This window comes from Microbacterium sp. (assembly GCF_041909575.1).
Classification (GTDB): Bacteria; Actinomycetota; Actinomycetes; order Actinomycetales; family Microbacteriaceae; genus Microbacterium.
In genome coordinates, this window is sequence record NZ_JAYRDE010000002.1 from 17,624 (window position 1) to 43,255 (window position 25,632).

Consider the following 25,632-nt stretch of genomic DNA (forward strand, 5'->3'; position numbering starts at 1 on the left):
CCGCGGAAGGGCTGCGGCACCCGACGAGTATCCCACCCGCGACGCTCCGCACGGAAACCGGAGTGCGCCGGGTGGCAGGTCACTCGGCGTGGGTGATGCCGGTTCGGGCCCGCGCGCGCCAACGTTGACTCCACGGAAGGAGTGCCCGATGAGCGAGCCCCCGATCGAACGGCTGAGCCGGTCCCAGCGCCGCCGCGTCGTCGCCTGGGGACTGCTGCGCGCCCTCATCTCCGCCGTCGTCCTCGTCACGCTCTACTTCGTGATCCCCCTCGAGTGGTTCGACGCCCTCCCAGTGGCTCTCGCGTTCGTCGTGGCCGGCGGCATCCTGGTCGGCGTGTCAGTGTGGCAGGTGATCGCGATCATCCGGTCCGCAGAGCCGGGGCTGCGAGCGATCGAGGCGCTGGCGGTGATCGCCCCGCTGTACCTCCTGGTGTTCGCCGCGATCTACTTCCTCATGGTCCACAACGACGCGTCCGCCTTCACGCAGCCGCTGACCCGCATGGACGCCCTGTACTTCACCGTCACGGTGTTCGCGACCGTCGGATTCGGCGACATCACCGCGGTGAGCAACACCGCACGCGTGATCGTCACGATCCAGATGGTCCTGACCCTCATCCTGCTGGGCGGGGGGGTGCGCCTGCTCACGATGGCCGTGAAGCACGGCCGCGGCGACAAGCCCGACGAGCCGGTCGAGAGCTGACGCCGAGAGAGCACGGATCACCGCTTTCCGCGCGCGCGGAAAGCGGTGATCTCCGCGCTCTCGGCGGAGTCAGGTCGCGAGCGGGTACCGGCGTCGCAGGATCAGGCGCTGCAGGAGCGTCCATACGACGGTGGTCGCGAGGTACAGCGCGGCGGCGAGCGGCACGAACAGCGCCACCACGGCGGTCGTGAACTGCAGCGCGCCGACGAGCCGGCCGGTCGCTCCCGCCAGGGGCGAGGCATCGGCCACCGGCGAGGCATCCGCACCGGGTGCGGGGCGGAACCGGCGGCGCGTGATCTCGGCCGTGATGACGATCACGGCGATGAGCACCCCGAACACCGCGAAGGTCGCGGCGCTCGCCGTGCCGCCGGCGACCGCGACGGCGAAGCCGGTGCCCAGCGGCACCCCGGCGAGGTCCTGCGCGAGCAGAGCGTTGGGATGGCCGGCGATGGCGGCGAATGCGAACAGCGCGTAGACCACGCCGAGCACGGGCGCCTGCGCGAGCATCGGCAGGCACCCGGCGAACGGCGAGACCCCTTCGTCGGCGTAGAGCTTCATCGTCTCGCGCTGCAGCCGCTCGCGGTCACGGGCGTGGCGTCGCTGCAGCTCGCGCAGGCGCGGGGCGAGGCGGCTGCGGTTCTGCTCCGCCTTGGCCTGCGCGACCCCGGCGGGGACGAGCGCCGCGCGCACCAGCAGGGTCAGGAGGATGACGGATGCCGCGGCCGCGGCCTCTCCGGCGAGAGGTTCGAGCAGGTCGGTGAGCAGGAGGAGTCCGGAATAGGCGGCATCGAGGATCGCCGCGACAGGGGGGAAGGCGTAGATGTCCATGGGAAGTCCGTTCGGTCGGTGTCTGGTGGCGGCGGAGGGCCGCGACAGCACCGGGTGCGCCGAACTGCGCCCGCGGACGGGCGGGGGCGGACTCGGGTCAGGCGGCCGGAGCCGCCGCGCCGGGGGCTCGCGGACGCGAGTGGCCCGGAGCATCCGGATGGCTCTGCGTGAGCCGCACCGAGACGTCGATCGCACGCAGGGGGTGCGCCGCCGACCCCGCCGCAGACACCGGCAGGTCGACCAGGGTGAGGGTGATGGCGAGGACCGCGACGACCGCGACCGCGGCAGCGGCGAACGCCAGCGCGCTCGGCTCGCGGATCGCCACGCCGGCCAGCACCTCGAGCAGGAGGCGCAGCACGATGCCGATCGACTCGGTCACGGCCACCGCCTCTCGTCGGGATCCACGCTCACGCTAACACCGGGCGCATGATGCGGCGACAGGTCGCAGCATCCGCTCCCGTTGAAGATCACCCCCGGACGGCGATGGCCGCGGTGCCACAATCCAGGCATGTCCGCACCTCGCTCCGAACTCAAGAACACCGCCTACGAGATCTTCATCGGCGTGCTGTCGGTGCTCTCGATCTTCAACCTCGTCCTTGTCTACGCCTTCGTGCGAGATCCCGGGCTGCAGCAGATCCTCACCGTGATGAACGTGCTCTTCAGCGCGATCTTCCTGGGCGACTTCCTCTACCGGATCTTCACGGCACCGTCGGCGAGCGCCTACTTCTTCCGGCACTTCGGCTGGGCGGATCTGCTGGCGAGTCTGCCGTTCCCGCAGGCGAAGATCCTGCGGGTGTTCCGCCTGGTGCGCGTCACGCGCCTCCTCCGCCAGCTCGGCATCCGCGCCGTGTGGAACACGATCGTGCGGGACCGCGCGAACAGCGCCCTGCTGGTGCTGCTGCTCATGGGCATCCTCGTGCTGGAGTTCGGCAGTCTCGTGATCCTGCGCATCGAGCAGTACGCCCCGGGCGCCAACATCACATCGGCATCGGATGCGCTCTGGTACGTCATCGTGACGATCTCCACGGTCGGCTACGGCGACCAGTTCCCCGTCACCGACGCGGGCCGGCTGGCGGGGACGGTCGTGATCGTGACCGGCGTCGGCATCTTCGGCACCTTCACCGGCTACCTGGCGAACCTGTTCCTGGCGCCGCGCAAGCGCGACAAGGCCGTCGCGGCCGAGGCGGAGTGAGGATGCTGCGCCGCATCATTCCCGCGTGACGCCGTGTTGCGTCGCATCACGGCGTGTGACGTCGCGTCGCGGCGGATGACACGGGACGGTTCCGCGCGCTCGCGGACGGCATGAGCATGGGCGCATGGCCTCCCCGCTCATCACGCCCCTGGAGCTCTCCCATCTGCTGCGCGAGCATCGCCCCGTCCGGCTGCTCGACGTGCGCTGGCGTCTCGACGTGCCCGAAGGGCGGCCGGCCTACCTCGACGGGCATCTGCCGGGTGCCGTGTACGTCGACCTCGACCGCGAGCTCGCCCGGCGCGACGACCCGCGCCAGGGGCGGCATCCGCTCCCGCCGCGCGAGCAGCTGCAGGAGGCCGCCCGCCGCTGGGGAGTGAATGACGGCGACACCGTCGTGGCCTACGACGACCTGCATTCGGTCGCCGCCGCGCGCGCGTGGTGGGTGCTGACGCGGTCCGGCCTCGCCGACGTGAGGGTGCTCGACGGCGGCCTGCGCGGCTGGCTGACCGAGCGCCTGCCGCTGGAGACCGGCGACGTGCTGCCCCGCCGCGGCGACGTCGTGCTGCACGAGATCACCGGCGGCGTGGTCGACATCGACGAGGTCGAGGACTGGCCGTGGAAAGGGGTGCTCCTCGACGTGCGGGCGCCCGAGCGCTATCGGGGCGACGCTGAGCCGCTCGATCCCGTCGCCGGCCACATCCCGGGCGCGGTCAACCTGCCGACGACGTCGCATCTCGTCGCCGGGCGGTTCCGATCACCCGAGGAGATCCGCGCGGAGTTCGCCGCGGCCGGCGTCGCCGACGGCGTCGCGGTCGCGGCCTACTGCGGGTCGGGCATCGCCGCATCGCACACGGCGCTGGCCGGCGCCATCGCGGGCATCCACGTCACCGTCTACCCCGGATCGTGGAGCCAGTGGTCCCACTCCCGCGGGCGCCTGGTCGCCGTCGGGCAGACGCCCGCGGCGGAGGTCACGCGGCTGTGACCGAGCCGCTCATCGTCGGCGCGATGGTCCGCACGATCGGCGCCTATCCGTCCGGCTGGCGGCACCCGGGGGCGCACGCCGATCCGCAGGGGGATGCCGCCGTGCTCCGCCGGATCGCGCGGCTCGGCGAGGATGCGGGCCTGGACTACCTCTTCTTCGGCGACTGGCTCGCCACGGGTCCGGACCTCGAGTTCCGCGATCCGTACCTGCTGGCCCGGATCGACCCGGTGAGCGCCGTGCTGTACCTCGCGGGGGTCACCGAGCGCATCGGGCTCATCGCGACCGTGAACTCCACCTACGCCGACCCGTACGCGACGGCGCGGGCCACGGCATCCCTCGACGTCCTCACGGGCGGCCGCGCGGGAGTGAACCTCGTCACGGGCGCCGAGCCGCGCGCCGCCGCCAACCACGGGCGCGACGCACACGCCGACAACCCCGCCCGCTACGACCGCGCCGAGGAGTTCGTGCGTGCGCTGCGGCTGCTGTGGGAGTCGTGGGGCGAGGGCGCCTGGATCGCGGATGCCGCCGCCGGCGTGCTCATCGACCCCGAGCGGCTGCGTCCCGCGGGGTTCGCCGGAGAGCACGTGCGCGTCGAAGGGCCGCTCAACGTCGCGCGCCCGCCCCAGGGCCACCTGCCGCTCGTGCACGCCGGGACGTCGCCGCGCTCGCGCGCGCTGGCGGCGACCGAGGCCGACCTCGCCCTCATCGCCGCGCCCGATCTGGGCTCCGCCGTGTCAGCCCGGACCGAGCTGCGCGGCCTCGCCGAGGCATCCGGTCGCGATCCCGACGAGCTGAAGGTCGTGGTGCCCGTGCTGCCGGTGGTGGCGGAGACGGATGCTGCGGCCCGTGCGATCGTCGAACGCCTGCTGCTGCTCGTGCCGATCGACGACGGCGGTGGCCACGCCGGGCGCGAAGCCTTCCCCGCGAACCGGTCGCTCGGCTCGTTCCTGGATGCGGTCGGCGTGGCACCGGACGACCCGGCGCGCGTCGCGGCGGTGGACGACCGGGTGCCGGCCGAGACGGCGCGGCGGTTCGCCGAAGCCGGTGCGACCACGCTGCGCCTCGTGCAGGATCGCACCGGGCTCGCGGCCGGACGCGATCTGACGTGGCGGCACCTCATCGCCGCGCACGCCGTGCCGGCCGCGTTCGTCGTCGGAGGTCCGGCGGTCATCGCCGACCACTTCGAACGCTGGCGCGACGCGGGCGCGGCCGACGGGTTCAACGTGCTCTCCGCCTTCCAGCCGGCGCAGTTCGAGGCCTTCACGGCCCTCGCCGCGCCCGAGCTGCGCCGCCGCGGCCTGCTGGGCCGCAGCGGCGAGACCCTCCGCGAGCGCCTCTCGCTCGCCGCGCCGCGCCCGGCGCACGCGCCCGCCGCCGTCGCCTGAGCTCCCCTCAGCTGACCCTCAGGGCGAGGCCACCAGACCCCGCACCGTGCGCCGAATCGCGGAGATGTGCAGAATCACGGATGCCTCAGCCCGGCGGCATCCGTGATCTCGCACATCTCCGTCATTCTGCGCGGGCCCGCGACCGGTGTGTTACGCCGCGTGAACCGACGTGACGCCCCGGTGCGAGAGGTGACGGGCGGTGACACCGGGCCGAGCGGGAGCCTTCGCGGCGTCCGTAGCGTGGCCACACCTTCCCGCCGCACCAGGCGTCCGAAACCCACCCGAGGAGTACCCATGTCCCGTCCCGCAGCACGCGCCCTGGCCGGCGTCGTCGCGGTCGCCGTCGCGGCCTCGCTCACCGCCTGCGCCTCCGGCGCGGCCTCGAGCGACCCGCAGGCCGCCGCCGGCGATCCCGTCACCGGAGGCACGCTCACCTATCTCGAGCACCAGACGTACACGAACCTCTACCCGCCCCAGGCCGGCTTCTACCCCAACGGCGGACTCGTCAACAACATCGCCGCCCGCCTGACGTGGCAGAACCCCGAGACGCTCGAGATCGAGCCGTGGGTTGCCACCGAGTGGACGGTGAACGAGGACGCGACCGAGTACACCTTCGACCTGCGCGACGACGTCACGTTCTCGGACGGCACCCCGCTGGACGCCGCGGCGGTGGCGAAGAACCTCGACACCTACGGGCTCGGCAACGCCGACCTGGGACTCACCGTCTCGGAGGCGATCAACAACTACGCCTCGAGCGAGGTCATCGACGACGACACCGTGACGTTCCGCTTCTCGGCCCCGGCGCCCGGCTTCCTGCAGGCTACGTCGACCATCAACTCCGGTCTTCTCTCGCCGGACACGCTGGATCTCACGCTCGAGGAGTTCGGCGCCGGCAACGCGACCGACATCGTCGGCTCCGGGCCCTTCGTCATCACCGACGAGAAGCTCGGCACCGAGCTCACCCTCGAGGCGCGCGAGGACTACGACTGGGCGCCGCCGAGCTTCGACCACCAGGGTCGGGCCTACCTCGACGAGATCCACCTCATCGTGACCCCCGAGGACAGCGTCCGCATCGGCTCGCTGCTCGCCGGCCAGGCGGACTACATCCGCTACGTGCAGGCCTTCGACGAGGAGCGCGTGGCGGCGGCCGGGTTCGACGTGCACGCACCGCAGACGCGCGGTGTCAACAACGCTCTCAGCCTGCGGTTCACGAATCCGCTGCTCAGCGACATCCGCGTGCGCCAGGCGCTCGTCGCGGCGGTCGACGCGCAGGAGGTCGTCGACACGATCTTCACCGAGAACTACCCGGTCGCCACCTCCGCACTCAGCTCGTCGGCCGTCGGCTACAAGGACGAGTCCTCGCACTACGCGCACGACCCCGAGACGTCGGCCGCGCTGCTCGACGAGGCGGGCTGGACGGTCGGCGGCGACGGCATCCGCGAGAAGGACGGCGAGCGGCTGTCGCTCACCGTCTACGAGGCCGCGCCCCAGCCGCTCTCGAAGCAGACGCTCGAGCTCGTCGCGCAGCAGCTCAAGGAGGTCGGCGTCGAGCTGAACGTGAAGGCAGCGGATGCCGGAACCTACGCCGAGGACATCACCGACCCGCTCAAGACGCCGCTGTACCACTCGATGGTCGGTCGCGCGGACCTCGACGTCATCAAGAGCCAGTACCACACGAAGAACCGCAACGTGCTGCTGTCGGATGACGCGGAGCTCGACCGCCTCCTCGAGGTCGTCGCGTCCACGCCCGATCCCGACGAGCGCATCGCGGCGTCGCAGGCGGTGCAGGACTACCTCGCCGAGCAGGCGTACGTCATCCCGCTCTTCGAGGAGCCGCAGGTGTACGGCACCGCTCCCTACGTCCACGGCGTCGAGTTCGAGTCGGTCGCGCGGCCGCTCTTCTACGACGTCTGGCTCGAGAAGCAGTAGGCGGTCGAGCCGACATGCGCTACGCGCTGAGACGCGCCGGGCAGGCCGCGATCGTTCTGGTCGCGGCCTTCACGGCCACCTTCATCCTCCTGCAGCTGCTGCCGGGAGACGCGATCCTGATCAAGTACGACGACCCCTCGCTGGGGCTGAACGCCGAGCAGATCGAGCAGATCCGCGTCGCGTACGGCGCCGACTCGTCGTGGTGGGAGCAGTACTGGGCCACGCTGACGGGCTACCTGCAGGGCGACTTCGGCTACTCGACCCAGTACGGCACGGGCGTGCTCGAGCTGATCGCCGAGGCGCTGCCCGCGACGGCCGCCCTCGCGGGGCTCGGATTCGTGCTCGCCGCGGTCATCGCCATCACGATCGCGTTCCTGTCCACGCTCACGCCGTTCGCGTGGCTGCGGTCCGCACTGCGGTCGCTGCCGGGGGTGTTCGTCTCGGTGCCGGTGTTCTGGCTCGGCATCCTGCTCATCCAGGTGTTCTCGTTCGGCCTGGGGTGGGTGCCGATCGTCGGCGCCGACCCCGTGGCCGGCCTGATCCTGCCGGTGATCACGCTCGCGGTGCCGATCTCGGCGCCGCTCGCGCAGATCCTCGTCCGCAGCATCGACGACGTGCAGCTGCAGCCGTTCGTCACCGTCGTCCGCGCCAAGGGCGCATCGCCGTCGTGGGTGCTGTGGCGCTCCGTGGCGCGCAACGCGATCCTGCCGACGCTCACGATCGCCGGCGTGCTGTTCGGCGAGCTGATCGGCGGCGCGGTGGTCACCGAGACCGTCTTCGGCCGCGCCGGGCTCGGACGGGTGACCGAGCAGGCCGTCGCGAACCAGGACATCCCGGTGCTGCAGGGGATCGTCGTGCTCGCGGCCTTCACCTTCGTCGTGGTGAACCTCGCCGTCGACCTGCTCTACCCGGTGCTCGACCCCCGCCTGCGCCGAACCGCCCGGGCCGCGCGCACCGAGACCGTCCCGACCCCCGTGGAGGCGACCGCATGAGTGCTCCCGTGATTCCCCCGGACGTCGCCCACACCGCCCGCGCGGCGGGGGACGAGGCATCCGGCACCGTCGTCGACCCGCTCGCCCGCGACGCCGGCGCGCCCGCCGCCCAGCCGGAGCGCCGCTCGAACGCCGCGCGCCTGTTCGCGGTGGGGCGCCGCCCGTCCTGGACGCTCGTCCTCGCGATCATCGTGGTTGCGGTCGCCGTGCTGTGGGCGATCGTCCCCGGCCTGTTCACCACGCAGAACCCGATCGAGGGCGTGCCGGCCGACAAGCTCCTGCCGCCCAGCGCGGCGCACTGGTTCGGCACCGACGCGATCGGCCGCGATCTGTACGCGCGGGTCGTCCACGGGGCGATCCATTCCCTCTCGGGTGCGCTGATCGCCGTCACCGTGGGCCTCGCCGCCGGCACGCTGATCGGCGTCGTCGCGGGCGCGGTCGGCGGCGTGCTCGACGACATCCTGATGCGGGTCGTCGACGTGCTCCTGTCGATCCCCGGCCTGCTGCTGTCGCTGTCGATCATCATCCTGCTCGGCTTCGGCACCGTGAACGCCGCGATCGCGGTCGGTGTCGGCAGCATCGCCTCCTTCGCCCGGCTCTCGCGATCAGAGGTGGTGCGGGTGCGGCGAACCGACTACGTCGAGGCGGCGTTCGGCAGCGGCGGGACCTTCGCATCGGTGCTCGCGCGACACGTGCTGCCGAACTCGCTCACTGCGGTGATCGGACTGGCCGCGCTGCAGTTCGGCGCCGCGATCCTCGCCATCTCGACGCTCGGCTTCCTCGGCTACGGCGCACCGCCGCCGACGCCCGAGTGGGGCCTGCTCATCGCGGAGGGACGCAACTACGTCGCCACCGCGTGGTGGCTCACGACGCTCCCGGGTCTCGTCGTGGTCATCGTCGTGCTCAGCGCGAATCGGATCAGCCAGTCCATCGGAAGGGGGCCGCGATGAGCGTGCTCGGCATCGAAGACCTGCGCGTCTCGTACGCGACCCGGACCGGTCGCCGGGAGGTCGTCCACGGCGTCGGCTTCGACGTCGCCGAGGGCGAGGTCGTCGCCCTGGTGGGCGAGTCCGGCTCGGGGAAGTCGACGACCGCGCATGCGCTCCTGGGCCTTCTGCCCGAGGGCGGCCGTGTGGACGGCGGAACGATCTCGCTCGCCGGGGTCGACATCTCCGGCTGGTCGCCGAAGCGCCTGCAGAGCGTGCGCGGCGTGCAGATCGGGCTCGTGCCGCAGGATCCGGGCGCGTCGCTGGATCCGGTGCGCCCGATCGGCGTGCAGGTGGGCGAGATCCTGCGCCTCCACCGGGGCACGTCCGGCAGGGAGCGCGACCGCGCCGGCGTTCGCGGGCGGGTGCTCGAGCTGCTCGAGCGCGTGGGCCTCGACGACCCGGCGCTGCGGGCGCGGCAGTACCCCCACGAGCTGTCCGGCGGCATGCGGCAGCGCGTGCTCATCGCGATCGCGATCGCCCTGCGTCCGCGGCTGATCATCGCCGACGAGCCGACGAGCGCCCTCGACGCCACGGTGCAGCGGCGCATCCTCGACCTCATCGACGACCTCCGGCGCGAGGAGGGGACGTCGGTGCTGCTCGTCACCCACGACCTCGGCGTCGCGGCCGACCGGGCGCAGCGGATCGTGGTGCTGAAGGACGGCGTGATCGTCGAGCAGGGGCCGAGCTCCGGCATCCTGGCGGCCCCGTCCGACGCGTACACGCGTCAGCTGCTCGCCGACGCCCCCTCCCTTGCGACCGAGGGGTTCCGCCGTCCGGCGGCGCCGCTGTTCCTTCGGGATGCCGCGGCCGCGGCCGCCGAGCAGCCTTACGCCATCGTCGCGGAGGGCCTGGTGAAGGACTTCGCCGCGCGCCGCGGGGAGGCGTTCCGCGCGGTCGACGACGTGTCGTTCCGCGTCCGCCGCGGCACGACCCACGCGCTCGTCGGCGAGTCGGGATCAGGCAAGACCACCACCGCGCGCCTGGTCACTCGGTTCCTGCACCCGGACGCTGGGCGCATCGAGCTCGACGGCGCCGACATCGCGGGGCTGCGGGGCTCGGCCCTCCGGGAGCTGCGCCGGCGCATCCAGCTGGTGTACCAGAACCCGTTCTCGTCGCTCGACCCGCGGCAGACCGTCGGGGCGATCGTCGCCGAGCCGCTGCACAACTTCCGGGAGGGTGCGCGGGTGTCGCGCCGGGAGCGCGCGGCGTCGCTGCTGGACCGGGTCGCACTGCCCGCGGACGTCATCGACCGCTCGCCGCGCGAGCTCTCCGGCGGGCAGCGGCAGCGCGTCGCGATCGCCCGCGCCCTCGCGATCGACCCCGACGTGGTGGTGCTCGACGAGGCGGTGTCCGCCCTCGACGTCACGGTGCAGGCCCGCATCCTGGAGCTCCTCGAGTCGCTGCAGCAGGAGCTGGGCCTCACATACCTGTTCATCTCGCACGACCTCGCGGTGGTCCGCCGCCTCAGCCACACGGTGTCGGTGCTCCGGCGCGGGCGCGTGGTCGAGGCCGGCACCACCGAGGACATCTTCACCAGCCCCGCCCACGACTACACGCGCGAGCTGCTGGCAGCCGTGCCCGGACGATCGGAGGTCGCCGCATGACCGCCCCCACCCTCGCGTTCTTCACGCGCCTGCTCGACGATGCCCCCGCGGCCGAGCGCTACCGGCTCGCGACCGACCAGGTGCGTCACGCCGAGCGCTTCGGCATCCAGCGCGCCTGGGTCGCGCAGCACCACTTCCGCGCGGCGGAGGGCGGACTCCCGTCGCCGTTCGTCTTCCTCGCGCACGCGGCGGCGGCCACGAGCGAGATCCGCCTCGGCACGGGCGTGATCACGCTCACCCTCGAGGATCCGGTCCGCGTGGCCGAAGACGCCGCGGTCGCCGATCTGCTGACCGGCGGCCGGGTCGACCTCGGACTCGGCAGCGGCGGCACGCCGTCGTCGTTCGCGCCGTTCGGCCAGCACGTCGCCGACAAGGCGGCGGTGTACGACCGCAAGCTGGCCGTGCTGCTCGACGCCCTGGAGGGTCGCGAGATCGGCGGCGGCAACACGCTGTATCCGGATGCCTCGTCCCTCGCCGAACGGGTGTGGCAGGCCACGTTCTCGGCACCGGGCGGCACGCGGGCGGGCGCGCACGGTCACGGTCTGCTGCTCTCCCGCACGCAGCCGCGGCCCGCCGATGCCCTCCACGCGCCGCTCTCCCGGCTGCAGGACCCGATCGTGGACGCGTACCTCGACGCCCTCCCGCGCGGTGTCGCGCCGCGCGTCACGGCGTCGCGCACCGTCTTCGTCGCCGACGACCGCGCCGACGCGCTGCGGTTCGCGGAGGTCGGGCTGCGCCGGGCCGCGGAGGGGTTCCGCCGCGCCGGGCAGACGATCCCGGGCGTCACGCTCGACGAGCTCATCGCCGCCCTCGACACGCACCTCGGGACTCCCGAGGAGGTCGCCGAGTCGCTCGCCGCCGACACCACGCTCAGCCGCGCGACGGAAGTCGCCTTCCAGGTGCACTCGGTCGATGCGCCGCATGACTACGTGCTGCGGTCGATCGAGCTCTTCGCGAGCGAGGTCGCACCCGCCCTCGGCTGGACCACCCGTGACGCCTCTCTCAGCTCTCTCGGAAAGGAGAACGCATGACCACCCCCACCCTCGACACGGTGGACCGGCTCGCCGGCCTTCGCGCCGACGACGACGTCTTCCACCTGCGCCGGCGGCGTCCGGTGACGCGCGAGCAGCTGCAGGCGAGCTCCGACGCCCTGTTCGCCCCGCTCGACGACAGCGAGTTCGCGCTCACCGAGCGCCTGCTCGTCGCCGCCTTCGCGACGCGGGCCACTGCCGACGACGCGACAGCCGCGCACTACGCCGCGCTCGCTGCGGAAGCGGATGCCTCGCGCGCCGCCATCGTCGCCGCCGAGGCATCCGCCGCCGCCACCGCCGGGCCGTTCGGCACGTACGCCGAGGAGGGACTCCGCGGCGAGAGCACCGACGGCCGCCGCTACGAGCCGGCGCTCGCCGCCCGCGACGCGCTGGGAGAGCGGCTCACCGCTGCCCTCGCCCACGCGCACCTGCTCACCGCGCGTCCCCGCGAGTCCGGTGCCGCCGCCCTCGACCGGCTGCTCGACGCCGGCTGGAGCGTCGACGGCATCGTCACGCTGTCCCAGCTCGTCTCGTTCCTCGCCTTCCAGCAGCGCGTGGCCGCCGGCCTGCGCGTGCTGTCCGAGGCATCCGCTCCCGCCCTCGAGGAGGTCCCGGCATGACCGGCACCACGACCGACGCCCGCACCTACGTCTACGACGCTCCCCACCCGCACGCGTTCACGCGCGCCGAGGTCGGGTGGGTGCCGTGGCTGGAGCCGTTCCCCGAGGACGAGCTCACCGAGCGTCACCACGCCGGGCTCGTCGATCGCTCACGGGCGTCCAGCGACTACTTCCGGCTGCTCGTGCGCGACCCCGAGATCCTGCGGGCGCGCACCCTCGTCGACAAGGACATCTTCTACAACGTCGGCGAGGGACTGCCTCGAGCTGAGCGGGAGCTCGCCGCGGCCGCGGCCTCCCGTGTCAACGGCTGCGTCTTCTGCGCGTCGGTGCACGCCCGGTTCGCCGCGCACTACTCGAAGCGGGCCGACCTCGTGGACCTGCTGCTCGACGAGGGCATCTCGGCCGAGCTCGGCGAGCGGTGGGACGCGATCGTCGCGGCTGCCGCGGCGCTCACGGCGACCCCGATCGCGTTCGACGCGGTGCATGTCGAGCGGCTGCGGGCCGCGGGTCTGGACGACCTCGAGATCTCGGACGTCATCCACGGCGCCGCGTTCTTCAACTGGGCCAATCGCCTGATGCTCTCGATCGGCCGCCCCGTCGCGCCCGCCGCGGAGACGCCGTGACCGACGCGGCGCGACCGCTGCGGGTGGTCGGCGTGTCGGGATCGCTGCACGCGCGGTCGCGCACGCCCGCGCTGGTGCGCGCGACCCTCGACGAGGTGGCGGCACGCGTCGACGCGCAGACCGAGCTGATCGAGGTGGCCGCGCTGGGCCCGTCGTTCGCTGGTGCCCTGCGCCGCGACGACGTGGCGCCCGAGGTGGAGCTCGCCCTCCAGCGCATCGAGTCGGCCGACCTGCTCGTCGCGGGGAGCCCCGTCTACCGCGCGTCGTTCACGGGCCTGTTCAAGCACCTGTTCGACTTCGTCGGGCAGTACGAACTGGTCGGCACGCCCGTGCTGCTGGCGGCGACCGGCGGCGGGGAGCGCCACGCGCTCATCCTCGAGCATCAGCTGCGCCCGCTGTTCGGGTTCTTCCAGGCGCTGACCCTGCCGATGGGGGTCTACGCGTCGGACGGCGATTTCGAGGCGCGCGAACTGGTCTCGGCCGACGTGCGGCGCCGGGTCGCGCAGGCGGTCGGGCGGTCGCTGCCGCTCATCGAGCAGTCGGCGCGGCTTCGGCCGTCCGAGTATGTCGCCACGTGGTGAGCGGCCGACGGATCGGTGACGGCTGAGCGGACGTCGGGCTAGACTCGTCCCCGTGTTGACCTGTCGCTGTTGTCGCTGAGTGCCCCGGCACACCTCCGCGACCCCGACAGCTCCCTCCGCGCCACCGCGCGGCGACACCGAGGACACATCCGTGCGTTACGCCAGAAGCGTGGCCGATCTCGTCGGCAACACCCCTCTCGTCCAGCTCACCCGCGTCACCGAGGGCATCTCCGCCACGGTGCTCGCGAAGGTCGAGTACTTCAATCCGGGCAGCTCCGCCAAGGACCGCATCGCCCGCAACATCATCGACGCCGCGGAGCGCGACGGGCTGCTGAAGCCCGGAGGCACGATCGTCGAGCCGACCAGCGGCAACACCGGCGTCGGCCTCGCACTCGTCGCCCTCGCGCGCGGCTACCGCATGATCTTCGTGGTGCCCGACAAGTTCGCGGGCGAGAAGGTCGCGGTGCTCCGGGCCTACGGGGCCGAGGTCGTGATGACTCCGACGAACGTCCCGCCCGACGACCCGCGCTCGTACTACGGCGTGTCCGACCGCCTGGCCCGTGAGATCCCCGGCGCGTTCAAGCCGAACCAGTTCGCGAACCAGAACGGGCCGCGCGGTCACTACGAGACCACCGGCCCCGAGATCTGGCGCGACACCGACGGCCGCGTGACGCACTTCGTCGCCGGTATCGGCACGGGGGGGACGATCACCGGCACCGGCCGCTACCTGCGCGAGGTGTCGCACGACGCCGTTCAGGTGATCGGGGTGGATCCCGAGGGCTCGATCTACTCCGGCGGACCGGTGCACGGCTACCTCGTCGAGGGCGTGGGCGAGGACTTCTGGCCTGAGACCTACGACCCGGACGTCGTTCACGCCTACGAGCGGGTGACGGATGCCGAGTCCTTCGCCATGACCCGGAGGCTCGCCCGTGAGGAGGGCCTCTTCGTCGGCGGCTCGAGCGGGATGGCGGTCGTCGGTGCGCTCCGCGTCGCCCGCGGCCTTCCCGCAGACGCAGTGGTCGTCGTGCTGCTGCCCGACCACGGCCGCGGCTACCTCAGCAAGATCTACGACGACGACTGGATGCGCGAGCGCGGGTTCGACGTCGACGACGACCCCGGCGCCGCCGACCGCGACACCTCCGCCGACCGCGACACCTCCGCCGACCGACCCGAAGGACCCCGCGCATGAGCGACCCGACCGACCTCCGAGGCTTCGACACCCGAGCCGTGCACGCGGGGCAGACCTTCGACCCGACGACCGGCGCGGTCATCCCGCCGGTGCACTTCTCGACGACGTATGCCCAGGACGGCATCGGCGGGCTCCGTGAGGGCTACGAGTATGGACGCAGCGGCAACCCCACACGCACCGCGCTGGAGACGCAGCTGGCCGCGCTCGAGGGCGGGGCGCACGGCCTGTCTTTCGCGTCGGGACTCGCGGCCGAGGATGCGCTCCTGCGCGCGGTGCTCGCCCCCGGCGACGAGGTGCTGCTCGGCGACGACGTCTACGGCGGCACCTACCGGCTGATCGCCCGCATCCTGGGCCCCTGGGGCGTCGGAGTCCGCGTGGTCGACATGCGCGATCTGGGCGCCGTGGAGGCCGCCCTGCGCGAGCGGCCCGCCCGCATCGTGTGGGTCGAGACGCCGAGCAACCCGCTGCTGCACATCACCGACGTCGCCGGTCTCGTGCGGCTGGGCCACGACGCCGGAGCCCTGGTCGTCGTGGACAACACGTTCGCGTCGCCCGCCCTCCAGCAGCCGCTGGCCCTCGGTGCGGACGTGATCGTCCACTCCACCACGAAGTACCTCGGCGGTCACTCCGACGTGGTCGGCGGCGCGCTCGTGCTCGACGACGACGCCCTCTTCGAGAAGGTGAAGTTCCTGCAGTTCGCCGCCGGAGCCGTCTCAGGCCCCCTGGATGCCTGGCTCACGACGCGCGGCATCAAGACCCTCGCTCTGCGCATGCAGCGCCACAGCGAGAACGCGCAGGCCGTCGCCGAGTTCCTGGAGCGCCACCCGAAGGTCGCCCGCGTGCACTACCCCGGCCTGCCCAGCCACCCCGGCCACGAGCTGGCCGCGCGCCAGATGCGGGCGTTCGGCGGAATCGTCTCGGCGGAGCTCGGGGACGCGGCATCCGCTCGTCGTTTCGCGGAGTCGACGCGGCTGTTCCAGCTGGCGGAGTCGCTGGGCGGCGTCGAGTCCCTCATGAACTACCCCGACGAGATGACCCACGCCTCCGTGCGGGGCACCGACCTGGCCGTCCCCGAGGAGCTCGTGCGCCTCTCGGTCGGGATCGAGAGCATCGACGACCTCCTCGCCGACCTCGACCGCGCTCTCGCCCGGGTCTGACCCCCCCGTGCCGGCCCCCGCCGGGTCTCGCGCCCGCACGGCGCATAACTCCTGCACTTTCCGTGCCGCCGCGACCGGCGGGCCCGGAATCACGCGGGGGACGTCGCTGCACCCGCGCAAAGTGCAGGATTTATGCGCCCGGCGCCCGCCGACACCCGGGTGCTCGTAGTCTCGGAGGATGAGCGCGCAGCACGGTACAGCGGTCCCGACAGCGGGTTCGGTGCTCGCCGCCCCGCTGCGGATCGGCGGGGTGACGGTGCCCAACCGCATCATGCAGACGGCGCACTCGAAGCAGTACTCCGACCGGGTCGAGTCCGATCGCGAGACCGCCTACTTCGTGCGCCGTGCGCGCGGCGGGTGCGGGCTGTTCGTCGCCGGCAACCACTTCGTTCATCCCTCCGGCTCGATCCGTGGCTTCCAGGACGCGTTCCGCCCGGAGTCGGTTCCCGCGAGCCGCCGCATGACCGAGGCGATCCGGGATGCCGGAGCCCGCGTCATCGTGCAGCTCAACCACCACGGCGCGCAGGCGCAGCCCGACCGTCCGGACGGTCCCGGCACGGTGTATTCCCCATCACGCATACTGTCCCCGTCCACCGCCCACGCGACACGGGCCATGGACTCCGCCGACATCCGGGCGGTCGTCGAGGGCTGGGCGATCTCGGCCGAGCACGCCCGCGACGGCGGCTTCGACGGGGTCGAGATCCACATGGCGCACGGCTATCTCCTGCACCAGTTCCTCTCGCCCCTCTACAACGCCCGCGCGGACGCGTACGGCGGAGATCTCGAGGGCCGCACGCGATTCCCGCGCGAGGTGCTGCGCGCCGTCCGCGATCGTGTGGGCGAGGACTACCCGGTCGGCATCCGCATCGTCGCGAACGAGTTCCATCCCGAAGGCCTCGATGGCCCGGCGATGCTCGAGGTCATCGCGCGGCTTCGGGCGGAGGCGCGGATCGACTTCCTCGACCTCGCCGCGGGCGGATATCACAACGTCCACTACGTCTTCCCGTCATCGCCGATGCCCTACGCCTGGCTGCGAGAAGACGTGGCCGCGGTCAAGGCCGCGAACCCCGACGTCGCCGTGTTCGGCGTCGGCGCCGCGCGTTCGGTCGAGGAGGCGGAGGAGGTCGTCGCCTCCGGCATCGCCGACATGGTCGCGCTCACCCGGGCGCAGATCGCCGATCCCGACCTCGGGCGCAAGCTGCTCGGCGATCCGCAGGCGGCGGGGAGCGGCATCCGCCATTGCATTCGCCTGAATCAGGGATGCCTCGGCCGCGGCAGCCGCGGACTCCCCATGTCGTGCACGGTGAACCCGCTCGCCGGGCGGGAGAGCGAGCGTCCGGACCGTCCGCGCGCCCAGACTCCGCAGCGGTGGATCGTCGTGGGCGGCGGCCCTGCCGGGATGCGGGCCGCCGTGGAACTCGCGTCGGACGGGCACGACGTCACCCTGCTCGAGCGCGGCGCCGAGCTCGGCGGACAGCTGCAGCTGGCACGGCGCGTGCCTGGCCGGGAGAGCGTCGGGCTGCTCGTCGACGACCTCGTGCGCGATCTCGCGACGTCGGGTGTCGACGTGCGGCTCGGGGTGACGGCCACCGCCGACGACCTGCGCGCCGCCGGGGTGGACGGCGTCGTGCTCGCGACGGGTGCGATCGCGCCCGCGACGACCTCGCTCGCCCTCGGCGGCGCCTACCGCGGCGGGTTCCCCGCGGGCGCCACGGTCGACGCCTTCTCGGCGGCGGCCGACCCCGCCCGCCTCGGCCGCCGCATCGCGGTCGTCGACGCGGACGGCACGGCGTACGCGGCCGGAATCGTGCTGGCGCTCCTCGCGGCGGTCGAAGAGCTCGAGCTCGTCACGCCGTTCGAGACCGTGTTCCCGCACGTCGGCGCCGGCTACGACCGGCCCCTGCTGCTCGAGCGCCTCGGCGCGCACGGCGGGTTCCGGCGGCGCACCTCGACCCTCGTCGACGTCGTCGCGCCCGGACTCCTCGACGCGAGCGACACGCTCACGGGCGAGCGGGTGCGGCTGGACGACCTCGACTCCGTGGTGGCGATCGAGCCGCGCGCGTCGGTTGAGCTGCCCGGGTCGACGGATGCCGCTCCCCGCGTGGTCACGATCGGCGACGCGTTCGCGCCCCGCACGATCGACGCCGCGATCTTCGAGGCGGTCGAGCTCGCCTACGACGTCGCCGGCCTCGCCGTCGTCCGCGGCTGACCCCCGCCCCGACCCTTCGCCCCGACCTGGCCGAGAGACTGCCCGGTCGCCCGACACGCCGGGCTGCGGCATCCGCTCTCGGCGTGCCGGGTCGACGGTGCAGTCTTTCGGCTCAGCGGCCGACAGGTCAGGCCGCCGACCACCCGCCGTCGCTCGCGAGCACGACGCCGTTGACGTTCACGCCGTCGTCCGAGAGCAGGAAGGTGATGGATGCCGCGAGCGCATCTGCCTCGACGGGGTCGGGCATGACGGCCATGGCCGTCTGGATCCGGTCGGCGCCGAGCGGCGATCCGAAGCTCGCCTCGATGTTGGTGATCGTGGGTCCGGGGGCGACCGCGTTCACGCGCACGCCGCTGGGTCCGTACATGAAGGCGGTCGACTTCGTCAGGCCGACGACGGCGTGCTTGGACGCCGTGTAGGCGACGCCGGCCGCCGAGCCGCGAAGCGCGGCCTCCGACGCGGTGTTGACGATCGACCCGCCGCCCTGGGCGAGCATCACCGGAACGACCGCGCGCATGAGCTTCATCGTGCCGTCGACGTTCACGCGGAAGACGCGCTGCCACACGGCATCCGTCACGTCCGCGACGGGGGTCATGTCGTCCATGATCCCGGCGATGTTGGCCAGGCCGTCGATGGTGTCGCCGGCCGCCTCGACGATGCGGGCGATGCCGGCGTCGTCGGTGATGTCGGCGACGAGCGACACGATGTCGGCATCGGCGTGGGCGGCGACGAATTCGTCCAGGCGCTCCTGGCTGACGTCGACCGCGATGACGCGTCCGCCCTCGCGGGCGATGCGCGACGCGGTGGCACGGCCGATGCCCGAGCCGGCACCGGTGACGATCACCGTGCGGTTCGAGAAGCGGCCCTGGTCGATGCGCTCGGTCCACTCGCGCAGCACGACGCCGGCGTCAGCAGCGGCGTCGGTGTCGACGGATGCCGCGGCCCCGCCGCCTTCGGGCACCTCGCCCGCGGCGACCCGGCGCACGAGGTCGTCGAGCATCTCCTGCGTGAAGGCGCCGCGGCTCATCTTGACGAGGCGCTTGATCGCGAGTCGACGGACGGGCTTGAACACGTCGGGGGTCTGCCCGCCTTGGGCGAGCATGTCGGTCAGGATCGCGTTCCCGGCCGGGTCAGCCAGCCAGTCTGCGATCGAGGAGTCGCCGGTGAGCGGCTTCGGGTTGCCCATGATTCTTCCTTTCAACCGGACATCGATGTCCGGTATTAGGCTACACCCGTGCCGACCCCCGCATCCCCCCGTGCGAACCGCGGTCCCGCCGCTGCTGCCGAGAACCGTCGTGCCCTCATGGCCGCCGCTCGCGAGGTCTACGCCGAAGGCGGCCTCAACGTGCCGTTCAGCGCCGTCGCCAAGCGCGCAGGCGTGGGCCAGGGCAGCCTCTATCGCCACTTCCCCGACCGCACGACGCTCGCCGTCGCGGTGTTCGAGGAGAACGTCGGCGACCTCGAGGACTACACATCGCCTCCGGACCGCACCATCGACGACCTCCTGGACCGCGTGGTCGACCAGGCCGTCGTGTCGACGGCGCTCATCGACCTCATCACGGCGGATCTGCACGATGCACGCGTCGTGCCGCTGGGCGACCGGTTCGCCGCCGTCGTGTCACGCCTGGTCGGGCGCGAGCGCGCGGCCGGCAGGCTCGGCGACCACATCGAGGCCGAGGACGTCATGATGGCGATCGGCATGATGGCGACCGAGATCGCGCGCGCCGACCCTCCGGCGCGTCCAGACGTCGCCGATCGTGCGCGGGCATTGTTCCGCGCGGCCTTCGCGCCGCGCTGACCCCCGCCCCGTATGCTCCTCGCATGGGGAGGTTCATCTACGACACCGCCGCGAACGCGGTCGACATCGACGACCGCACGCTGGCGCACCTGCGCATCGTCGTCATGAACAAGCTGCGACGCTCCGAGCCGTTCATGTTCGACGTCGAGGTCGGCGACGGAAGCGGACGCCGCAGCTTCTGGGTCCACCCGTCGGTGCCGCTGCAGTTCCACTTCTTCGGAAGTCGGATGCCTCGGATCAATCGCCTCTGGGTGGAGGAGCTGATGCAGACCGCGAGCGGACCCAACGGCCTGACGATCATTCCCGAGCCGCCGGAGGAGACGGAGCCCCGCTGAGCGTCCTCAGCTCGGGGAGACGTCCTGCGGGCCGACCTCTTCGCCGGCGATGCGGAGCCTGTCGACGTCGAGCGTCTCGACCTCGACGTTCCCGAGCGACACGTCGCCCGACGCGGCCGCGCCGCCCTCCGCCGTGGGCACCGGGCCGGTGTCGAAGTGCTCTGCCACGAGCGAGATGCCGCCGGACGAGTTGGCGGAGTTGGCGAGATCCTCGATCCAGGCGCGGCTGAGTTCGGGCGGCTCGGGGTCGTCGAAGACGAAGCGCAGCGGGATCGAGGGGTGCAGCCAGATCGTGCTGCGGCCGCGGGGCTGGTCGTCGGGGTGGCGCCAGGAGAGCGTGAAGCTCTCACCGCGGCGGAGCTTCGTCGCGATGACGACCTTGAGGTGGGCCAGTGCCCGATCCTCGATGTGGATCGGCGTCCCCGACCCTCCGTAATAGATGGTCCCCACGCTCGTGATCCTAGTCCTGCGGGCCGCCGTCCACGGGAGGTGGGGCGAGCAGACGCGCCAGCACGTCGAGGGCCTCCGCCTGCGGCACGTCTTCGTCCAGCATCCACTGCGTCTGCAGGCCGTCGGATGCCGCGATCACAAGGGAGGCGACCGCCTGCGGGTCGACGTCCGCGCGCATGCGCCCGGCGGCCTGGGTGCGCTCGACGCGCTCGACGAGGTCGGCGCGCACGCGGGCGAAGCGCTCGGTGGCGAACGCCGTCGCATCGGGATGTCCACTCTCGAGCGCGGCAGCCACCAGCGCCGAGTAGAGCTGCACGAGACCCGGCACGGCATGGTTCCGCTGCGCCGACTCGGTCATGATCTCGACGGGAGAGGCCTCGAACGGATGCGGCTCGGCTTCGCCGTGCCGGCGCTCGGCCTCCTTGTACACCTCGACGAGCAGCTGCTCCCGCGACGTGAAGTAGTGCGTGAGCGCCGCGTGCGAGACGCCGAGCTCGTGCGCGATGGCCCGCAGGCTCGTCCCCTCCGAGCCGCGTCGCGCGAAGACGTCGATCGCGCGGTCGAGGATCTGCTGCCGACGGGCGAGCCCCTTCGCGTACGGACCCCGCGCGCGCGACGCGGCGGGGTCGTCGGCTGCGGACTCGTCGGGCATGCAGGCATCCTATCCGTTTGAAAACCTCCGCATGGAGGTTTTCTGCTATCGTGCTGACGAACGCCCGTCGCGGGCGTCCCCGTCATCGTCGACCGCCGAGGAGAGGTTCCATGCCGGCACTCACTTCCGTCCAGCTGTTCACCGTCAAGGACGCCCTCGAGACCGACCTCGACGGCACCCTCGCCGAGGTCGCCCGTCGCGGGTTCACCGCCGTCGAGCCCTACGACTTCGTGCGTCGCGCCGAGCCGCTCGCAGCCTCCCTCGCCGCGAACGGCCTCGTCGCCCCGACCGGCCACGCGTTCCTCGCGTCGGAGTCCTTCGTCAACCCCGACGGCAGCGGAACGACCCTCCCGGTGCCGTCGCCCGACGAGGTGTTCGACGCCGCCGAGACGCTCGGCATGGGCACCGTCATCGACCCCTACACGGAGCCCGCACGGTGGCAGACGCGCGAGCAGGTCGAGGAGACCGCGCGCCTGCTCAACGCGGCGGCCGAGATCGCGGCGGTGCGCGGACTCCGCGTCGGCTACCACAACCACGCGCACGAGCTCGAGGCGCGCTTCGACGGCGTGACCGGGCTCGAGCTCCTGGCTGGGCTGCTCGACCCGAGGGTCGTGCTCGAGGTCGACCTCTACTGGGCTGCGCGGGCAGGCGTCGACCCCGCTGAGCTGCTCACGGCTCTCGGCGACCGCGTCGTCGCCGTGCACGTCAAGGACGGCACGCTCGACCCCGAGGCGATCGCGGCGTACCCGCCCGCCGACCAGGTCCCCGCCGGCACCGGAGCGGTGCCCCTCGCGGAGGCGCTGGATGCGGCATCCGCGCTCGAATTCGCCATCGTGGAGTTCGACGCCTACGCGGGCGACCTGTTCGAGGGCATCGAGCAGAGCCGCGTCTTCCTCGACGAGCGGGCGGCCCGCTGATGGCGGCCCCCGTCGGCGTCGGCGTGATCGGCGCCGGGAACATCAGCGACCAGTACCTCACGAGCCTCACGGCCTTCCCCGACGTGACCGTGATCGCGATCGCCGACCTCGTCGAGGAGCGCGCACGCGCGCAGGCCGAGAAGTACGGCGTCCCGAAGGCCGGCGGCATCGACGTCGTGCTCGGCGACCCCGACATCGAGATCGTCGTCAACCTGACGATCCCCGCGGTGCACGTCGAGGTGTCCGAGGCGATCATCGCCGCCGGCAAGCACGTGTGGACCGAGAAGCCGATCGGCGTGGACCGTGCGTCGTCGCTGGGACTGCTGGAGAAGGCGGATGCCGCGTCCCTGCGCGTCGGCGTCGCTCCCGACACGGTGCTGGGCCCGGGTGTGCAGACGGCCAAGCGAGCGATCGCGCGGGGCGACATCGGGCGTCCGCTGTTCGCCCAGACCACGTTCCAGTGGCAGGGGCCTGAGATCTTCCACCCCAACCCGGCGTTCCTGTACGCCGTGGGCGGGGGCCCGCTGCTGGACATGGGCCCGTACTACGTCTCCGCCCTCGTGCACGTGTTCGGTCCGGTCGCGGCCGTGTCGGCCCTCGGGCTGAAGGGGTCGGAATCGCGTGCCGTGCAGGTCGGCCCGCTCGCGGGTGACGAGTTCCCCGTCGAGGTGCCCTCGACCGTGTCGGCGCTCATCCAGTTCGAGGAGGGCGGGCAGGCGCAGAGCCTCTACAGCACCGATTCGCCGCTCCTGCGTCAGGGGATCGTCGAGATCACCGGCACCGAGGGAACACTCGTCATCCCCGACCCGAACACGTTCGGGGGAGCGCTCACCATCACCCGCCCGCTGCGGGAGATGATCGTGCCGCCGGCCCCCGTCGTGCAGGAGATCGTCGACCTCCCGCAGGAGGGCGTGCTCGCCGGCCGCGGGCTCGGGCTGCTCGACATGGCCCGCTCGATCCGCGCCGGGCGCCCGCACATCGCGACCGGACGTTTCGGCTACCACGTGCTCGACACCCTCCTGGCGATCGAGGAATCGGTCGAAGCCCGCGAGTTCGTCGAGGTCACGAGCACCGTGACCGAGGTCGGCTCGCTCGACGCCGACTTCGACCCCTTCGCCGCGACGCTCTAGGCGGCGCCGGGCGGGTATCCGCTCCCGTCCGGCGGCCGCGGGTCACGCCCCACGGCGCACGCACGGCGCATAACTCCTGCACTTCGCCGCCGAGGATGGGCCGAGTCCGCGGATTTCCGCGGCCGCCCGGCTCATCGCGCGCGGATCTGCAGGAGTTATGCGCCGTGAACGGCCGAGCCGACAGACCGGATGCCGCGGCTCAGCGGGTCGCGCGGGCCAGGTTCTGCTCGAGCTCGGCCCTGGTCTGCCGCGTCACGTACGCGGGCTGGTCGCGCTCGACGCGCCAGCTCTCGTCCACGGAGCCGATGTCGACGGTGTCGAAGCCGAACTCGTCGTACAGCTCGGTGACGAAGGCCGCGGCATCCGGATGATCGCTCGCCGTCGCGAGAGCGCGGCGATCGGGCGTCCCGGCGGGGGAGCCGGTCGTCAGGATCTCGCCCGAGCCGATGTGGTTGAACGCCTTCGCGACCTTCGCGGCGGGCAGGTGCGCCTGCAGCAGGCCCGTCGTGGTCGCCTGCTTCTCATCGAGCTCGGCGATGCGTCCGTCGCGCTCCCAGTAGTAGTTGTTCGTGTCGAGCACGATCTTGCCCGCGAGCGGTGCCACCGGCACTTCCTGATACGCCCTGAGAGGCACCGTCACGATGACGACGTCACCGGATGCCGCGGCATCCGTCACCGTTCCCGCCGAGGCGTTCTCGCCCAGGTCGTCCACGAGCGCCGTGAGCGTCTCGGGTCCGCGCGAATTGCTGATCACGACCGTGTAGCCGCGGTCCACGAGGCCGCGCGCGAGGGTCGATCCGATGTGTCCTGCTCCGATGATTCCCACTGTGGTCATGCCGGGGCACAACGCCGTGACGCCCGACGGGCCATCCCGCCGGGCGGCACGAAGCGACTCAGAGCCGGGTCCAGGCCTCGGTCAGCACCGAGCGCAGGATCTGCTCGATCTCGGTGAACTCGCTCGGGCCGATCGTCAGCGGCGGCGCGAGCTGGATGACCGGATCGCCGCGGTCGTCGGCGCGGCAGTAGAGGCCGGCGTCGAACAGCGCTTTGGAGAGGAAGCCGCGCAGCAGCCGCTCGGACTCGTCGTCGTCGAAGGTCTCCTTGGTGGCCTTGTCCTTGACGAGCTCGATGCCGAAGAAGTACCCGTCGCCGCGCACGTCGCCAACGATCGGGAGGTCCTTGAGCTGCTCGAGCGTGGAACGGAACAGCGGCGAGTACTCGCGCACCCGCTCGGGCAGGCCCTCCTCCTCGAAGATGTCGAGGTTCTCCAGCGCGACGGCGCTCGAGACGGGATGCCCGCCGAAGGTGTAGCCGTGGTAGAACGCGCGGTCGCCGTGGGCGAAGGGCTCGTAGATGCGGTCGCTGATCACGGTGCCGCCGAGGGGGGAGTAGCCGCTCGTGACGGCCTTGGCGAACGTGATCATGTCGGGCTGATAGCCGTATGCGTCGCACGCGAACATGTGGCCGATGCGGCCGAATGCGCAGATGACCTCGTCGCTGACGAGCAGCACGTCGTACTTGTCGCAGATCTCGCGCACCCGCTGGAAGTAGCCGGGAGGCGGGGGGAAGCATCCGCCCGAGTTCTGCACCGGCTCGAGGAAGACCGCGGCGACCGTGTCGGGTCCCTCGAACTGGATCATCTCCTCGATGCGATCGGCCGCCCACACGCCGAACTCCTCGAGGCTGCCGGTGGGCGCCCCCATGTCTTCAGCGCGGTAGAAGTTCGTGTTCGGCACGCGGAAGCCGCCCGGCGTCAGGGGCTCGAACATCGACTTCATCGCGGGGATGCCCGTGATCGCGAGCGCGCCCGAAGGGGTGCCGTGATACGCGACCGAGCGCGAGATCACCTTGTGCTTCGTGGGCTGCCCCTGGAGCTTCCAGTAGTACTTCGCGAGCTTGAACGCCGTCTCGACGGCCTCGCCGCCGCCGGTCGAGAAGAAGACCTTGTTGAGGTCGCCGGGGGCGTAGCTCGCGATGCGGTCGGCGAGCTCGATCGCGGCGGGGTGCGCGTAGGACCAGATCGGGAAGAACGCAAGTTCCTCGGCCTGCTTCGCCGCGACGTCGGCGAGCCGCTTGCGGCCGTGCCCGGCGGCGACCACGAACAGGCCCGCGAGCCCGTCGATGTACCGCTTGCCCTTCGAGTCCCAGATGTGGTGGCCTTCGCCCTTGACGATGATCGGGACGCCGGGGCCCTCGGTCATCACCGACTGGCGGGCGAAGTGCATCCAGAGATGGTCCTTCGCCATCTGCTGCAGCTCGGCCTCGGTGCGGGCTTGGCGTTCGGTCGTGGTCGACATTGTGGGCCTTCCGTCGGGCTTTTCCCCGACGATACCCGCGTG

25 protein-coding genes and 1 pseudogene are annotated in these 25,632 nt (G+C 72.1%); 19 read left to right on the forward strand and 7 right to left on the reverse strand.

The genetic code is table 11. The features are described from left to right. Positions 1-148 precede the first annotated feature (148 nt). The gene (locus ACE3O1_RS00495; RefSeq protein ID WP_374311327.1) at positions 149-700 is read left to right on the forward strand and encodes a potassium channel family protein; all 552 of its coding nucleotides are present in this window, start codon (positions 149-151) and stop codon (positions 698-700) included. Between the two features lie 69 nt (positions 701-769). Here ACE3O1_RS00495 and ACE3O1_RS00500 read toward each other — a convergent pair whose 3' ends face one another. Then, the gene (locus tag ACE3O1_RS00500; RefSeq protein ID WP_374311329.1) at positions 770-1,528 is read right to left on the reverse strand and encodes a YidC/Oxa1 family membrane protein insertase; all 759 of its coding nucleotides are present in this window, start codon (positions 1,526-1,528) and stop codon (positions 770-772) included. A 97-nt stretch (positions 1,529-1,625) separates the two neighbouring features. Beyond that, positions 1,626-1,907: a DUF6412 domain-containing protein gene (locus ACE3O1_RS00505; RefSeq protein ID WP_374311331.1), complete on the reverse strand. Its 282-nt coding sequence runs from the start codon at positions 1,905-1,907 to the stop codon at positions 1,626-1,628. A gap of 129 nt (positions 1,908-2,036) precedes the next feature. Between ACE3O1_RS00505 and ACE3O1_RS00510 the strand changes: the two genes are divergently transcribed. The 14 genes from ACE3O1_RS00510 to ACE3O1_RS00575 all read left to right on the forward strand — a co-directional run bounded on the left by ACE3O1_RS00510 (position 2,037) and on the right by ACE3O1_RS00575 (position 18,011). Beyond that, positions 2,037-2,720 (forward strand): potassium channel family protein, encoded by a 684-nt coding sequence (locus ACE3O1_RS00510; RefSeq protein WP_374311333.1) that lies wholly within the window; start codon positions 2,037-2,039, stop codon positions 2,718-2,720. Positions 2,721-2,844: 124 nt separating this feature from the next. After that, positions 2,845-3,702 carry a sulfurtransferase gene (locus tag ACE3O1_RS00515; protein ID WP_374311335.1) on the forward strand — a complete coding sequence of 286 codons (858 nt, stop codon included), beginning with the start codon at positions 2,845-2,847 and terminating at the stop codon, positions 3,700-3,702. After that, positions 3,699-5,087 carry an NtaA/DmoA family FMN-dependent monooxygenase gene (locus ACE3O1_RS00520; RefSeq protein WP_374311337.1) on the forward strand — a complete coding sequence of 463 codons (1,389 nt, stop codon included), beginning with the start codon at positions 3,699-3,701 and terminating at the stop codon, positions 5,085-5,087. The genes ACE3O1_RS00515 and ACE3O1_RS00520 overlap by 4 nt, the downstream gene beginning before the upstream one ends. A gap of 294 nt (positions 5,088-5,381) precedes the next feature. Continuing rightward, positions 5,382-7,016, forward strand: a complete 1,635-nt coding sequence (locus tag ACE3O1_RS00525) for a TIGR04028 family ABC transporter substrate-binding protein (protein WP_374311339.1) — start codon at positions 5,382-5,384, stop codon at positions 7,014-7,016. Positions 7,017-7,030: 14 nt separating this feature from the next. After that, positions 7,031-8,008: an ABC transporter permease gene (locus ACE3O1_RS00530; RefSeq protein WP_374311341.1), complete on the forward strand. Its 978-nt coding sequence runs from the start codon at positions 7,031-7,033 to the stop codon at positions 8,006-8,008. Beyond that, positions 8,005-8,958, forward strand: a complete 954-nt coding sequence (locus ACE3O1_RS00535; protein WP_374311343.1) for an ABC transporter permease — start codon at positions 8,005-8,007, stop codon at positions 8,956-8,958. Before ACE3O1_RS00530 ends, ACE3O1_RS00535 begins: the two co-directional genes overlap by 4 nt. Further along, positions 8,955-10,601 carry a dipeptide ABC transporter ATP-binding protein gene (locus tag ACE3O1_RS00540; RefSeq protein ID WP_374311345.1) on the forward strand — a complete coding sequence of 549 codons (1,647 nt, stop codon included), beginning with the start codon at positions 8,955-8,957 and terminating at the stop codon, positions 10,599-10,601. The genes ACE3O1_RS00535 and ACE3O1_RS00540 overlap by 4 nt, the downstream gene beginning before the upstream one ends. Then, entirely contained in the window at positions 10,598-11,632 is a 1,035-nt protein-coding gene (locus tag ACE3O1_RS00545) for a putative FMN-dependent luciferase-like monooxygenase (RefSeq protein WP_374311347.1), read from the forward strand. The genes ACE3O1_RS00540 and ACE3O1_RS00545 overlap by 4 nt, the downstream gene beginning before the upstream one ends. Then, positions 11,629-12,252 (forward strand): CMD domain protein, encoded by a 624-nt coding sequence (locus ACE3O1_RS00550; RefSeq protein WP_374311349.1) that lies wholly within the window; start codon positions 11,629-11,631, stop codon positions 12,250-12,252. The genes ACE3O1_RS00545 and ACE3O1_RS00550 overlap by 4 nt, the downstream gene beginning before the upstream one ends. Next, positions 12,249-12,875, forward strand: a complete 627-nt coding sequence (locus tag ACE3O1_RS00555) for an alkylhydroperoxidase domain protein (RefSeq protein ID WP_374311351.1) — start codon at positions 12,249-12,251, stop codon at positions 12,873-12,875. Before ACE3O1_RS00550 ends, ACE3O1_RS00555 begins: the two co-directional genes overlap by 4 nt. Next, positions 12,872-13,456 carry an FMN reductase gene (gene msuE, locus ACE3O1_RS00560; protein ID WP_374311353.1) on the forward strand — a complete coding sequence of 195 codons (585 nt, stop codon included), beginning with the start codon at positions 12,872-12,874 and terminating at the stop codon, positions 13,454-13,456. The genes ACE3O1_RS00555 and msuE overlap by 4 nt, the downstream gene beginning before the upstream one ends. Before the next feature lie 151 nt (positions 13,457-13,607). Next, positions 13,608-14,645 carry a PLP-dependent cysteine synthase family protein gene (locus tag ACE3O1_RS00565; RefSeq protein WP_374311355.1) on the forward strand — a complete coding sequence of 346 codons (1,038 nt, stop codon included), beginning with the start codon at positions 13,608-13,610 and terminating at the stop codon, positions 14,643-14,645. After that, positions 14,642-15,802: a cystathionine gamma-synthase gene (locus ACE3O1_RS00570; protein ID WP_374311357.1), complete on the forward strand. Its 1,161-nt coding sequence runs from the start codon at positions 14,642-14,644 to the stop codon at positions 15,800-15,802. The genes ACE3O1_RS00565 and ACE3O1_RS00570 overlap by 4 nt, the downstream gene beginning before the upstream one ends. A gap of 178 nt (positions 15,803-15,980) precedes the next feature. Then, positions 15,981-18,011, forward strand: coding sequence for an NAD(P)-binding protein (locus tag ACE3O1_RS00575; RefSeq protein WP_374311359.1), 2,031 nt, complete (start codon positions 15,981-15,983; stop codon positions 18,009-18,011). Positions 18,012-18,138: 127 nt separating this feature from the next. Here the strand turns inward: ACE3O1_RS00575 and ACE3O1_RS00580 are convergent, their stop codons facing one another. Then, positions 18,139-19,197 (reverse strand): SDR family NAD(P)-dependent oxidoreductase, encoded by a 1,059-nt coding sequence (locus tag ACE3O1_RS00580; protein WP_374311361.1) that lies wholly within the window; start codon positions 19,195-19,197, stop codon positions 18,139-18,141. Positions 19,198-19,245: 48 nt separating this feature from the next. On the opposite strand from ACE3O1_RS00580, the gene ACE3O1_RS00585 reads away from it, so the two are divergent. Both ACE3O1_RS00585 and ACE3O1_RS00590 read left to right on the forward strand, forming a co-directional pair. Next, the gene (locus ACE3O1_RS00585; RefSeq protein WP_374311363.1) at positions 19,246-19,809 is read left to right on the forward strand and encodes a TetR/AcrR family transcriptional regulator; all 564 of its coding nucleotides are present in this window, start codon (positions 19,246-19,248) and stop codon (positions 19,807-19,809) included. 23 nt (positions 19,810-19,832) lie between these two features. Then, positions 19,833-20,144 (forward strand): ATP-dependent DNA ligase, encoded by a 312-nt coding sequence (locus ACE3O1_RS00590; RefSeq protein ID WP_374311365.1) that lies wholly within the window; start codon positions 19,833-19,835, stop codon positions 20,142-20,144. 147 nt (positions 20,145-20,291) lie between these two features. Here the strand turns inward: ACE3O1_RS00590 and ACE3O1_RS00595 are convergent. Together ACE3O1_RS00595 and ACE3O1_RS00600 are read right to left on the reverse strand one after the other, a co-directional pair. Then, positions 20,292-20,594: pseudogene (locus ACE3O1_RS00595) on the reverse strand (hypothetical protein); the annotation flags it as partial. A gap of 10 nt (positions 20,595-20,604) precedes the next feature. Next, positions 20,605-21,246 carry a TetR/AcrR family transcriptional regulator gene (locus ACE3O1_RS00600; protein ID WP_374311367.1) on the reverse strand — a complete coding sequence of 214 codons (642 nt, stop codon included), beginning with the start codon at positions 21,244-21,246 and terminating at the stop codon, positions 20,605-20,607. A 110-nt stretch (positions 21,247-21,356) separates the two neighbouring features. Between ACE3O1_RS00600 and ACE3O1_RS00605 the strand changes: the two genes are divergently transcribed. Both ACE3O1_RS00605 and ACE3O1_RS00610 read left to right on the forward strand, forming a co-directional pair. Then, positions 21,357-22,163 carry a sugar phosphate isomerase/epimerase family protein gene (locus ACE3O1_RS00605; protein ID WP_374311369.1) on the forward strand — a complete coding sequence of 269 codons (807 nt, stop codon included), beginning with the start codon at positions 21,357-21,359 and terminating at the stop codon, positions 22,161-22,163. Then, the gene (locus ACE3O1_RS00610; protein WP_374311371.1) at positions 22,163-23,293 is read left to right on the forward strand and encodes a Gfo/Idh/MocA family protein; all 1,131 of its coding nucleotides are present in this window, start codon (positions 22,163-22,165) and stop codon (positions 23,291-23,293) included. Before ACE3O1_RS00605 ends, ACE3O1_RS00610 begins: the two co-directional genes overlap by 1 nt. A gap of 199 nt (positions 23,294-23,492) precedes the next feature. Here ACE3O1_RS00610 and ACE3O1_RS00615 read toward each other — a convergent pair whose 3' ends face one another. After that, positions 23,493-24,128, reverse strand: coding sequence for an NADPH-dependent F420 reductase (locus ACE3O1_RS00615; RefSeq protein WP_374311373.1), 636 nt, complete (start codon positions 24,126-24,128; stop codon positions 23,493-23,495). A gap of 58 nt (positions 24,129-24,186) precedes the next feature. Further along, positions 24,187-25,590 carry an aspartate aminotransferase family protein gene (locus ACE3O1_RS00620; protein ID WP_374311375.1) on the reverse strand — a complete coding sequence of 468 codons (1,404 nt, stop codon included), beginning with the start codon at positions 25,588-25,590 and terminating at the stop codon, positions 24,187-24,189. Positions 25,591-25,632 lie beyond the last annotated feature (42 nt).

Coding starts and splice junctions, on each gene's coding strand:
- ACE3O1_RS00525 (WP_374311339.1), top strand. CDS start 5,382: ATGTCCCGTCCCGCAGCACGCGCCCTGGCCGGCGTCGTCGCGGTCGCC.
- ACE3O1_RS00540 (WP_374311345.1), top strand. CDS start 8,955: ATGAGCGTGCTCGGCATCGAAGACCTGCGCGTCTCGTACGCGACCCGG.
- ACE3O1_RS00495 (WP_374311327.1), top strand. CDS start 149: ATGAGCGAGCCCCCGATCGAACGGCTGAGCCGGTCCCAGCGCCGCCGC.
- ACE3O1_RS00590 (WP_374311365.1), top strand. CDS start 19,833: ATGGGGAGGTTCATCTACGACACCGCCGCGAACGCGGTCGACATCGAC.
- ACE3O1_RS00555 (WP_374311351.1), top strand. CDS start 12,249: ATGACCGGCACCACGACCGACGCCCGCACCTACGTCTACGACGCTCCC.
- ACE3O1_RS00615 (WP_374311373.1), bottom strand. CDS start 24,128: ATGACCACAGTGGGAATCATCGGAGCAGGACACATCGGATCGACCCTC.
- ACE3O1_RS00510 (WP_374311333.1), top strand. CDS start 2,037: ATGTCCGCACCTCGCTCCGAACTCAAGAACACCGCCTACGAGATCTTC.
- ACE3O1_RS00550 (WP_374311349.1), top strand. CDS start 11,629: ATGACCACCCCCACCCTCGACACGGTGGACCGGCTCGCCGGCCTTCGC.
- ACE3O1_RS00535 (WP_374311343.1), top strand. CDS start 8,005: ATGAGTGCTCCCGTGATTCCCCCGGACGTCGCCCACACCGCCCGCGCG.
- ACE3O1_RS00570 (WP_374311357.1), top strand. CDS start 14,642: ATGAGCGACCCGACCGACCTCCGAGGCTTCGACACCCGAGCCGTGCAC.
- ACE3O1_RS00530 (WP_374311341.1), top strand. CDS start 7,031: ATGCGCTACGCGCTGAGACGCGCCGGGCAGGCCGCGATCGTTCTGGTC.
- ACE3O1_RS00500 (WP_374311329.1), bottom strand. CDS start 1,528: ATGGACATCTACGCCTTCCCCCCTGTCGCGGCGATCCTCGATGCCGCC.
- ACE3O1_RS00515 (WP_374311335.1), top strand. CDS start 2,845: ATGGCCTCCCCGCTCATCACGCCCCTGGAGCTCTCCCATCTGCTGCGC.
- ACE3O1_RS00620 (WP_374311375.1), bottom strand. CDS start 25,590: ATGTCGACCACGACCGAACGCCAAGCCCGCACCGAGGCCGAGCTGCAG.
- ACE3O1_RS00600 (WP_374311367.1), bottom strand. CDS start 21,246: ATGCCCGACGAGTCCGCAGCCGACGACCCCGCCGCGTCGCGCGCGCGG.
- ACE3O1_RS00545 (WP_374311347.1), top strand. CDS start 10,598: ATGACCGCCCCCACCCTCGCGTTCTTCACGCGCCTGCTCGACGATGCC.
- ACE3O1_RS00580 (WP_374311361.1), bottom strand. CDS start 19,197: ATGGGCAACCCGAAGCCGCTCACCGGCGACTCCTCGATCGCAGACTGG.
- ACE3O1_RS00605 (WP_374311369.1), top strand. CDS start 21,357: ATGCCGGCACTCACTTCCGTCCAGCTGTTCACCGTCAAGGACGCCCTC.
- ACE3O1_RS00575 (WP_374311359.1), top strand. CDS start 15,981: ATGAGCGCGCAGCACGGTACAGCGGTCCCGACAGCGGGTTCGGTGCTC.
- ACE3O1_RS00610 (WP_374311371.1), top strand. CDS start 22,163: ATGGCGGCCCCCGTCGGCGTCGGCGTGATCGGCGCCGGGAACATCAGC.